3 protein-coding genes and 1 pseudogene are annotated in these 3,829 nt (G+C 71.7%); 1 reads left to right on the top strand and 3 read right to left on the bottom strand.

Annotated features, from left to right (window positions below; translation table 11 throughout):
• Positions 1–229 (top strand): annotated as a pseudogene (locus AC1D01_RS24460) (hypothetical protein); the annotation flags it as partial.
• Here AC1D01_RS24460 and AC1D01_RS24455 read toward each other — a convergent pair.
• From AC1D01_RS24455 to AC1D01_RS24445, 3 genes are all read right to left on the bottom strand, one after another.
• Positions 171–1,103, bottom strand: a complete 933-nt coding sequence (locus tag AC1D01_RS24455; protein WP_477870972.1) for a GNAT family N-acetyltransferase — start codon at positions 1,101–1,103, stop codon at positions 171–173. The pseudogene AC1D01_RS24460 and the gene AC1D01_RS24455 overlap by 59 nt on opposite strands.
• Positions 1,100–2,149 carry a histone deacetylase family protein gene (locus AC1D01_RS24450; RefSeq protein WP_477870970.1) on the bottom strand — a complete coding sequence of 350 codons (1,050 nt, stop codon included), beginning with the start codon at positions 2,147–2,149 and terminating at the stop codon, positions 1,100–1,102. The genes AC1D01_RS24455 and AC1D01_RS24450 overlap by 4 nt, the downstream gene beginning before the upstream one ends.
• Positions 2,150–3,829, bottom strand: a 1,680-nt coding sequence (locus AC1D01_RS24445) for a DEAD/DEAH box helicase (RefSeq protein WP_477870968.1), incomplete at its 5' end; no start/stop codon positions are given.

The raw sequence follows: 3,829 nt of genomic DNA, 5'->3' as shown, positions 1-3,829 counted from the left end.
GCTCTACCTGCTGCACCAGACGCTGATCATCCTGCTGGCGCACGCGCTGCTGCCATGGGCGCTGCCGTTCGAGGCGGAAGCGCCGCTGCTGGTCGGCGGCACCTTCCTGCTCGGCTGGATCGGCTACCGCCTCGCGCGGCGCAGCGGGCCGCTGCGCATCCTGTTCGGGCTCAAGCCGGCAGCAGCAGTTCGCGACGCTCGCCGAACTGTCGCCACCCGCCGCGCGTGAAGGCCCGGGCCATGCCGGTGTTCGAGCGGTCGGTGTCAGCGATCAGGCGCGGCAGGCCGGCATCGCGCAGCAGGGCCGTCGCGGCCGCCAGCAGCACATCGACATGGCCGCGCCCGCGGTGGGCCGGCAGCACGCCGATGTAGCCGATGCTGCCGAAGTCGGCACCCGCCACCGGCAGCACCAGGCCCACGGCCGTGCCCTGCGCATCGAAGGCGATCTGCCACCAGCCCGGGTCCACGCGCATGCTGCGCAGGTCGGCGATCAGTTCGGCCGCATGGGCTTGCGCGCCACGCGCCGCGACGGTTTCGATGTCGATCTGGTCGCGCGAGGCCGCCGCCACCGCGGCCACCATCTGCCGCAGCAGCGTCTCGTCATCCGGGGCCGCCGCACGCAGGCGCAGATCGCCGGTGTCGACCGCGGCGCCCGGCGCCAGCGCCGCCTCGAAGCGCAGCGTGTCGCGCTGGGTCCTGAAACCCAGGCCGGCCAGCAAGGCCAGCCGCGCGTCGCCGTGCGTCTGCCATTGCGGCGTGCGCGGCGGGTGGTCGTGGCAGTGGCCCACGGTCGTCAGGCCCGCGTCCGCCATCGCCCGGCGCGCGCCATCCAGCAGCGCCCGTCCGATGACGTCGGCCTCGCCGTCCCAGGGCAGGTTCAGCAGCACGATGTCGAGCGGCCGGCCGACCCGCGGCAGGGCCCAGAACGCGACACGCCCGCAGGGCTGGTCGTCGCGCCACGCGACGAAGCACCACTCGGGGCGCGACGACCCCGAGGCGAACAGCCCTTCGAGGTAACGCGCGGTGTCGTCGACGTGTTCAGGCGCGGTCTCCACCGCCGCGAACTGCCGCACGCTGTCCGCCTGCCGAATTTCGAATGTCATGCAGCGCCTTTCTCGAAGCCTTCCAGCACGTTGACCGCGTTGACGCCGACCTCGGCGACCGCGTAGCCACCCTCGAACACGAACACCGTCGGCAGCTGCACTGCGGCGATGTCGCTGCCCACCTGCAGGTAATCGGCGCTGCGCAGCGCGAAGCTGGAGATCGGATCGCCCTCGAAGGTGTCGACGCCGAGCGATACCACCAGCGCCTGCGCGCCGAAGCGACCGATCGCCTCGGTGCCCGCACCCAGCGCCGCGCGCCAGCGCGCGAAGTCGGTCCCGCGCGGCAGCGGCAGGTTCAGGTTGCAGCCCAGGCCCGCCCCGGCGCCGCGCTCGTCCGCATGCCCCAGGTAGAACGGGTACTCGGTGCGCGGATCGCCGTGCAGCGACACCGTCAGCACATCGCCGCGCTCGTAGAAGATGCTCTGCGTGCCATTGCCGTGGTGGTAGTCGACGTCGAGCACCGCGACGCGCTCGAAGCCGCCATCGCGCAGCGTCTGCGCGGCCAGCGCCGCATTGTTCAGGAAGCAGTAGCCGCCGAAGAAATCGGCGCCGGCATGGTGGCCGGGCGGGCGCGTCAGCGCGAAGGCGCTGCGTTGCGCACCGCTCGCCACCGCCTGCGCCGCTTCCACCGCGCACGCGGCACCAGCGCGCGCCGCCTGCCAGGTGCCGGCCGTCAGCGGCGTGCCGGCATCGAACGAGAACAGGCCCATGCGCGCCGCGAAGTTGTCGGGCAGCACGTCGTCGCGGAAGCCCCGCACCGGCCACACCGAGGGCAGTGCATCGACCTGCGCATTCGCCGGATCGAGCGCGACCCAGTCGTCCCACGCATGCGCGAGGAAATCGAGATAACGCCCGCTGTGGATGCGCCGCAGCACCTCCATCGACACCTCGCCCGGCGCGCGCAGTTCACCCAGCGGGCGCCGCTTCAGCTCGGCCAGCACGTGGTCGAGCCGGCCGGGCACCTCGTGGCACGGCACCAGCCGGCCGCGGTACATCTCCTGGCGCCCGGCATGCAGGTGGTGCACCGGGTTATGGACGGTCAGCATTCAGTCGCCCTCCTTCGGCGCGCCATCGGACAGCGGCTTGAACAGGTCGTCGAAGTCTTCCGCATTCAACGCCGCATCGCTCGCCACGCCCTTCAGCAACAGGTCCGCGAGCCCGGCCTTGCGGGCCTGCAACTCGATCATCTTGTCTTCGACCGTCCCGCTGGCCAACAGCTTGTAGACGAACACCGGCTTGTCCTGCCCGATCCGGTAGGCGCGGTCGATCGCCTGCTGCTCGACCGCCGGGTTCCACCACGGGTCGTACAGGATCACGGTGTCGGYCGCGGTCAGGTTGAGCCCGACGCCGCCGGCCTTCAGGCTGATCAGGAACAGCGGCACCTCGYCCTGCTGGAACTGCGCGACCAGCCCGGCCCGGTCATCGGTCTCGCCGGTGAGGATCAGGTAGGGCAGCTTGAGCCGCACGAGCTCGGTCTCGATCAGCGCCAGCATCTCGGTGAACTGCGAGAACAGCAGCACGCGCCGGCCGTCTTCCACCAGCGTGGGCAGCAGGTCGAGCAGCAGCTCCAGCTTGGCCGACGGCGCGGCCTTGCCGGCGGCGGCCTGTGCGTCGCGCGCCTCGCCCTTCAGCAGCCGCGGGTCGCAGCACACCTGGCGCAGCTTCAGCAAGGCGTCCAGCACCATGATCTGGCTGCGCGCGAGGCCCTGCTTCTCGATCGCGTCGCGCAGCTTCTCGTCCATCGTCGCGCGCACCGTCTCGTACAGGTCGGCCTGTGCGCCGGACAGCTCCACGCGCAGCAGCGTCTCGGTCTTCGCCGGCAGCTCCTGCGCCACCTGCTGCTTGGTGCGGCGCAGGATGAATGGCCGCACGCGCCGCGCGAGGTGCTGGGCCTGCAGGTGATCCTGCCGCTTCTCGATCGGCTGGCGGTAGCGCTCGCGGAACTGCAGCTCGCTGCCGAGCAGCCCCGGGCAGACGAAATCCATCAGGCTCCACAGCTCGCCGAGGTGGTTCTCGAGCGGCGTGCCGCTCAGGCACAGCCGGTGCTGCGCGCGCAGCCCCTTCAGTGCGAGCGCGGCCTGGCTGCGGCTGTTCTTGATGCGCTGCGCCTCGTCGAGCACGACATAGTGCCAGTCCTGCGCGGCCAGCACGTCGATGTCGCGCACCGCCAGCGGATAGCTGGTGATCACCAGGTGGGCCTGGCCGAGGCGCTCGAAGTGCTGCATGCGCCGCGCGCCGTGCAGCACCAGCGTCTTCAGCTGCGGCGTGAAGCGCTGCGCCTCGGTGTGCCAGTTGTCGACCAGGCTGGTCGGCACGACGACGAGCGACGGCTTGTCGAGCCGGCCGGCATCGAGCTCGCCCTGCAGCAGCGCGAGCGTCTGCAGCGTCTTGCCCAGCCCCATGTCGTCGGCCAGCACGCCACCGAGCCGCGCGCGGCGCAGGAAATCCATCCAGGCCAGGCCGTCGAGCTGGTAGTGGCGCAGCGTCGCGCGCACCTCGGGCGACGGCTGCACCGGCGGCAGCCCGCTGCCGCTGCCCAGGCCGCGCAGCTCGCGGATCAGCGCATCGAGGCTCGGCGGCGCGACCACGCGCGCACCGACCGCCAGCGCATCGAGCGTGCCGAGGTCGAAGCGCGACAGCTGCAGCACCTGGTCGGCGGCTTTCAGCGTCGGCTTCTCGAACACGCCGCGCAGCCAGTCGAGCAGCGGCGCGATGCGCTGCACCGG

The sequence above is a fragment of the Rhizobacter sp. P3_B12 genome (assembly GCF_056402895.1).
The sequence above is the reverse complement of the archived record's forward strand: the minus strand, read 5'-3'. Positions and strand labels throughout refer to the sequence as shown.

What these genes read in the sequence shown, in the direction of transcription:
- AC1D01_RS24455 (WP_477870972.1), bottom strand. Translation starts at nt 1,103, where the DNA reads ATGACATTCGAAATTCGGCAGGCGGACAGCGTGCGGCAGTTCGCGGCG.
- AC1D01_RS24450 (WP_477870970.1), bottom strand. Translation starts at nt 2,149, where the DNA reads ATGCTGACCGTCCATAACCCGGTGCACCACCTGCATGCCGGGCGCCAG.